The 7089-nt window shown below is 55.3% G+C and carries 4 protein-coding genes; all 4 read right to left on the bottom strand.

What is annotated here, in order from left to right; translation table 11 throughout:
• Nucleotides 1-742 (bottom strand): response regulator (locus CW742_RS04660; protein ID WP_292417154.1); only part of this gene is annotated, 742 nt, incomplete at its 3' end.
• Nucleotides 743-3775, bottom strand: coding sequence for a PAS domain S-box protein (locus CW742_RS04655; RefSeq protein WP_292417151.1), 3033 nt, complete (start codon nt 3773-3775; stop codon nt 743-745). It lies immediately after the preceding gene.
• A 12-nt stretch (nt 3776-3787) separates the two neighbouring features.
• Nucleotides 3788-6400 carry a PAS domain S-box protein gene (locus CW742_RS04650; protein WP_292417148.1) on the bottom strand — a complete coding sequence of 871 codons (2613 nt, stop codon included), beginning with the start codon at nt 6398-6400 and terminating at the stop codon, nt 3788-3790.
• Between the two features lie 146 nt (nt 6401-6546).
• A partial coding sequence (locus tag CW742_RS04645) for an ABC transporter substrate binding protein (RefSeq protein ID WP_292417145.1) occupies nt 6547-7089 on the bottom strand: 543 nt, incomplete at its 5' end.

Below are 7089 nucleotides of genomic sequence, written 5' to 3'. Positions count from 1 at the left end.
GTGCTGAAACGATTGCCGAGATCTCTTCACCCCTTCTCAGGAGACTCTCCCACCGCGACAGCCCCATGGTTGCAAAGGTGAACTGCTTAAGTTCCGGTTTGAAGAGGCAAGAATGGTACTCCTGGCACCCCCATTCGTAGAGCATGCTGATGGCTGGTGCCGGGCCGGAGGTCCGGACCTGGAAGATACCGATGGCTCCAGCATCCAGCGCAAGGCCGATGGGTTCAAGAATGTCGCGGATGTCGGAGGCAGCGAATTCCGGCACTTTGTCTGATACCGTGCCTCCCTTGCGGGAGACCCGCAGGAGCCATTCCACGGCGGAGCTGACGGCAAATAGGATGGCATCGCGTTTTTTGATCTCGCTCTCGATACGGTGCTTGTACAGGGCCATCTCGATGACGGAGTGGAGTTCGCGTTCATCGTACGGTTTGACGACATACCCGTACGGTTCTGTCACTTTCGCGCGTTCGAGCAGGACTTTATCGGCATAGGCGGTCAGGTAGATGACCGGGATCCCGTAGAGTGCGTGGATTTTTCCCGCTGTATCAACGCCGTCCATCTCCCCGGCAAGGTGGATGTCCATCAGGACAAGGTCCGGCAGGTTCTGCTGGATCTTCTCAAGGGCAAGTTCTCCGGATTTCGCCGTTCCTGCAGCGGTATACCCGAGGCTGATCAAGGTCTCTTTGATGTCGCTTGCAACAATTGCCTCATCTTCGACGATAAAAATTGCAGGTCCGCTCACTCATACACTCCCTGTTGTAGTCTTTCTGGGAAATAGGATATTAAATGTTGTTCCCTCCCCGTTCTTCTTCTCGATCGTCCCTCCCAGCTGGTCGACGAGGCTGTTCACGAGGCGGAAACCGAGGGATGCACTCCCCCGCCAGTCATAGTCCGGGCTCATGCCGACCCCGTCATCCGCGATCCCAATGGAGATCAGGTCTCCTTCAAGATGGCTGCTGATCGTGATTGTCCCAATGCGATCACCGGGGAAGGCATGTCGGAGGGCATTGGAGATCAGTTCGTTGAGGATGAGACCGAGCGGAATAGCTGTCTCTATGTCCAGCTGGTTCTTATCCATCTCTGTCCGGAGGGCAACCCTTCGGTGATCCACGCCATAAAAAGCAAAAAGCTGGGTTGCAAGGAACCTCGTGTAATCGGCGATATCTATAGAGGAGAGGCTTTTTGACTGGTAAAGTCGTTCATGGACAAGAGACATTGCCTGTACCCGGTTCCGCATATCGGAAAGGACTTGTTTCATCTCCTCATCTTCCAGGGACCTTGCCTGGAGTTTAATGAGGCTGATGATGATCTGGAGGTTGTTATTTACGCGGTGGTGAACCTCCCGGAGGAGGAGCACTTTTTCGTCGAGGGATTCACGGATCGCAACCTCTGCCTGCCGGCGTTGCTGGACTTCCTCATTCAACGCACGGGTCCTCTCTTCGACAATGTTCTCGAGATTGGTGTTGAGCCGCTCAAGTTCATCAAGTGCCTGTTTTCTGTCCGTAATATCCTGCCCCTGTGCAATAGTGGCGATGATGGTCTTCCCCTCTTCGTCAAAGATGGTGGCCGAGTTCCAGAGAACGGTCCGGACTTCGCCGGATTTGGTAAGGATCGGGATCTCGGCAGTCTCCATCCTCACGCCCTCGAGGGTTGACCGGACCCGATCAAGGGATGACTGGAGACCTGATTCCGGAAACAGGATCGAAAGGTGCTCTCCGATGACCTCATTCTCCGTCCTTCCGGTGAGGCGTTCGAAGGCATGGTTGAACCGCGTGATCCGGAACCCGGGATCCCAGACAATGATCGGGGCGTTGGCATAATCGAAGAGACTGGTCAGGTAATTGTTGGTTTCCCTGAGGTCTTCTTCGGCTTGCTTCTGGCTGGTTATGTCAAGGACGATCCCCTCATAGTGGGTGATACCTCCTGCCTCATCTTTCCGGATATGGGTATAATCGGATATCCAGTGCAGGCCGTGGTTCTTGTCGAAGATACGGTATTCCTGGATGAAGTCACGGGCCTGTTGGGTATTATGGTACGCGACTTCATCCGTCACACGTTCAAGGTCGTCGGGGTGGATTATGGAAGGAAAGGAGATCCGGCCTGAAGTAAAATCTTCCGGAACATAGCCGAACTGTGATATATTCTCGCTCACGCTCTCGACCGGCCACCCATCTTCGGCTTTCCAGAGAAATGCGACTGCTGGGCTGGTATTGATGATTCGAAGCTGCTCTTCCTGGACCCGGAGCAGCGCCTCGATCCGCTTCTGGCTCTCTTTCCGCTCAGTGATGTCTTCGAAGACGACAACGAAATAATTCTTTTCCGGGCTGAAGACCGAGACTTTCAGCCACCGCCGCAGGGGCTTGAAATCGATCTCGAACATCTCCGGAACACCTGTTTGGGCAACACGCCCGTACATGTCGAAGAGTTCAGGCGTGAGTGTTCGGATATCGGGTATCGCTTCGAGGACCCGCTTCCCTTCGATACCATAGAGCCCCGTCATCTGTCCGAACGCACGATTGACGGAAAGATACACCCAGTCGAAAGGCCGGCCCTTCTCGTCATAGATCATGCGGCAGTAGGCAAAGCCTTCAAGCATATTATCAAAGAGTGTCCGGTACTTCTGTTCGCTCTCCCGCAATGCATTTTCAATCCGTTTTCTCTCCGTGATATCGAAAAATGTGACCACGGCACCAACGACCTGGCCATGGGAGCGCTGGGGGTAGGACCAGTACTCGGCAGGGAACGATGTCCCGTCGGCACGCCAGAGTACCTCATTATCGACATGCGTGCCCTCTCCCCTCCGGAATGCCCGGAATATCCTGCACTCGTCAACAGGAAACTCGGAGCCGTCCGCATGCTTGCCATGGATCTGCCAGTGCATGTTCCTGCCAAGCAGTTCCTTCTCGTCCGCGTACCCGAGTATCCTGAGGCAGGCTGCATTGCAGAACGTGCAGTTGCCGTTCATATCGATCCCATAGATCCCCTCAGCTGCCGAGTTCAATATAAGGAGGATCTTCTCCTCGCTCTCCCGCAGGGCATTCTCGGCGCGAGCACGCTCCGAGATGTCCACTCCTACGGCGATAAACTGAGAGGGTTCATCTCTTACCTGGGGCAGCGCCTTCGTATTCCAGAGAATGGTCTTTTTCAACCCGTCACGGCACGAAATGGTGGTCCGGAAATTTTCGAGGTAATCATTTTTTTCAATGATCCCGCCGATCGTTTTGGTGATCTCCTTGCGGTATCTGCTGTCAGGATACAGTTGTTTCCAGATCGAATTCTTCCCGATGACTTCTCCTGCAGGATAACCACTAATCTCTTCTGCCGCCCGGTTCCATTCGCGGATGACGCCATTCTTGTCCAGCACTATCAGCAGGACATTGGCATTCTGGATAATCCCCATCTGGATAGCCCCCGCTTTCTTCAGGCGGTCCCGTGATTCAGCGACTGCCTCCGAGAGGAATGCGATGAGGGCTGCGACGGCCACGAACACACAGGCCCGGATGAGTGCGCCTGCTGCTTCGGTGGCACCAGCCCCGGAACCAATGACGAGGGCACAATAGATTCCGCTCAACAGGGCCGCAGCCGCTATCCCTTTTTTCCGGTAGCGATAGGCGAGAAGGGTGATGGGGATATAGTACAGGTGCATGAAGATGATCGTGATGCCGAAAGCAAGGCACCATATGGTCAGGATGATGACGACAGCCGATGCTGCCAGCACTAGTGCCTGCCACTGCCGTTCAGTCATTGCGCGTTCCTGCACAAGGGGAGTCTTCATTGCGACCCCCCCTCATTTCGTCTCATGGAGCACCATGGTGAACGTTGTGCCGGATGAGCGGTCGAGCTCGATTGTCCCGAAGAGCTGGTCAACGAGGTTGCTGACGAGCCGGATGCCGAGGGTGGGAGCATTCTGCATGTCAATGTCTGAAGAGATGCCGATCCCATTATCCTGGACAACGACGGTCAGGATCTCCCCGTCTTCTGTCATCCGGATCGTGAGCTCACCCTTCCTCCCATCAGGGAACGCATACTTGATGGCGTTCCCCACCAGTTCATTGAGGATGAGACCGAGCGGGATTGCCGTATCGATGTTTAGGAGGATCTTCCCGATATCGATGGTGAGGGCAATCTTCTGCCGGTCGACCTTGTAATGGCTGAAGATCTGGGTAACGAGATACCGGGTATAATCTGCCATATCGATGGAGGAGAGATCCTCTGTCTGGTAGAGTTTCTCGTGGACAATGGCCATTGCCCGGACACGGTTCTGCATATCACTCAAGGCCTGTTTCATCCCCGGGTCTTCGAGCGTCCGCAGCTGGAGTTTTGTGAGGCTGATGATGATCTGGAGGTTGTTGTTGACCCGGTGGTGAACCTCCCGCAGGAGCAGAACTTTCTCTTCCAGGGACAAACGGATAGCAGCCTCAGCCTGTTTCCGGATTTCAACTTCCTCTTCGAGAGCTTGTGTCCGCTCCTTCACAATCTTTTCAAGACCCGCATTCAGTCGTGCAAGGTCTGCCTCGGCATTCTTGACCGAGGTAATGTCCCGAATGGACTCAATAGCACCAACGGTGTTACCCTGTGAGTCGATCAGTGGGGATGTGACAAGCGAGACGGGGATCTTTTTCCCGTCGGCCTTCGTGATGACAGTCTGGGCGGTCACCGTCCGGCCAACCCAGCGGATATCCGTGTAATCCAGGCGCGCGGAGTCCTTGTCGGGGTCGAGCACCAGGTCGATAAGGAGCGGGCGCCTCCTGCCGTATGCCCAGAGGCTGTATTCATAATTGCCCTTTCCGATGATCTCTTCTGCAGGAACCCCGCTCATCACTTCGAGCGCCCGGTTCCATGCCAGCACGGTACCGGCCTTGTCAATAACAAATGTGGGATCCGGGAGGAAACTGATAATGTCCATAAAAAGTTGCCGCGACTCCCGGAGTTCCTCCTCGGCTTTCTTGCGCCCGGTCATATCGTGCGCCAGGCAGACAATGCCACGGACGGCCCCGGTGCCATCGTGCATGACGGATGAAGAAAGGATGACAGGGATCTTCCGGCCCCCTTTCGTCATCAGGGTCCGCTCGATCTCCGTGACTGCCCATGTCTCGGGCAGCATGCCGGTTGCCCCGCTATCCGGACGGGGGCTGTCGGGTGAGAGGATGTGGGAGAACGGACGGGCAACCAGTTCATCCTCCTGATAGCCCAGCACATCGCAGGTCCGCCGGTTTACCGACTGGATCGTGGCATCCGGCGCGAGGACGATCAGCATATCAAACATACTCTTCAGGATATCATCGAAATAATTCCGGGAGACGGTTGTCTGGACCAGGTCTGCAGTCATCCTGTTGAACGAGTCAGCCAGTTCCCCGATCTCGTTCATCGAGGAGATCTCTACGCGGGTATCCAGGTTCCCTTTGCTGATCTCGCGGGTGGCGTCACGGAGGAGGATCAGGGGTTTTGTGATAAACCGTGAAAGGAGTATGCCGGCAACGGACGCTAAGACGAGGCTTGCGAAAAGGATGACGATCGTCCGGTACAGTCCTTTATTGAACTCCCGGTAAACCTCTTCTTTGGGCATCTCCACAATAACGGCCCAGTCCGGTTCTCCCAATGAGACATAATTGGCAATTACGGTATCTCCTTCGATTCCCAGTGACTCCTCTGCATCGAAAGAGGGGGCCTGGTTACTGACAAACCGGTGAACCTCCTCAAGGCCAAGAACATTCTCTCTTTTGAGAACCCGGCTGATATCTCCATAGGCAATGAGGTTCCCCCGGCCATCCACGACATACGCTGCACCTCCCTCGCCGATCTTCAGGTTCCCGACAAGGTCCCACATGAATTTTAAGTTCACCTCAGCGGCCAGGGCCCCCTTGTAATCCCCGAAGATATCCGTGACCGGTACTGCCATGACCACCATCGGCTCGCTGGATTTTTCATCGATATAGACCGGCCCGATGATAGTTTTTCCCTGGATAGCCTGTGATAAGATATCCGCCCTGATCGCGTCTGAGATCGGGTTTGATTCAGCGCGGGAAACCCGGGATGACCGTACCAGCTCCTCCCCGCTGGCATCGAACAGGATGACCTGGCGGAATGCCGGATCGAAGTGCAGGAGTTTGTCCAGAGTTGCTTTCTGCTGTTCCGGTTGCGAAGTCGCAAGACCAGACAGGTATGCAGTCCCCCGGAGTTTGTCCATCCTGTCTGTGACCATATTTTTCACGGAGTCGGCTGCACCCTGGGCAATGAGCTTCTGCTCATAGGAGATGGTCCTTTGCTGGTTCTGGTAATTGGAATAACCCTGGAGACCGGTGGTAACGAGAACGATGGCGAGGCTCATGGCAACAAACGCTATTGCCAGCGTTACCGTCAGGCTGCGGAATTTCTTTTTCTTTGGGGGCGTCTGTGGCATCGGTGTCATCTCCATGTTTGTCTCATTCGTTCATCCTTGTCGCACGGGTGAGGGGTGTAATTCCGGGGCGCCTCGTTTCTTTGGATCGATGTTTGCGTTGGAATCGTGTTCAGCACCCCACAGGGTTTCATGTTCTGCCGTCTGCCTTACCGGATGATCTCGTCTGCCCTGCTCAGCAGGCCTTCGCTAACCGGAATGCCGAGTTGTTGTGCCTGCCGGTAATTCACCTGGAAATAGTTCTCTGCGGTGACCACCGGGATCTCGCCTGCGGGCGTACCCCGGAAGATCTTGTCAGCAAGGATTGCTGCCTGTCTACCCTGCGGAACACTCCGGGGTATCAGGCCGTAAACGCTCTCGTGACCCTCCAGGGACATGTACGCGCCTCCCACCGGGATGTTATGGGCTTGTGCAAATTCAGTAACCACCAAAAAACTGTCCGGTGTCACACTGAGCGGCTCGGCAATGGCTAAAATGACCGTGTCTTTGCCCGTAATGGATGCAGCCTGTTTGGTGAGTTCTGCCGCAAGCTCGGTGGCATTGTCCACGGGGATCTCAACCAGCGTGATGCCATCGGAGGATGCCGCGGTTCGCAGTGCAACAAGCTGGCTTGGGACCTGTCCCTTATACACATCCCCGAGCCCCCGAGCCGGCCCCCTTATCCGTCTGCCGTCCTCCGCCTGCAAAAAAAA

It is taken from the genome of Methanoregula sp. (assembly GCF_002835825.1).
GTDB lineage: Archaea > Halobacteriota > Methanomicrobia > Methanomicrobiales > Methanospirillaceae > Methanoregula.
This window is presented reverse-complemented; position numbering and strand designations above follow the sequence as displayed.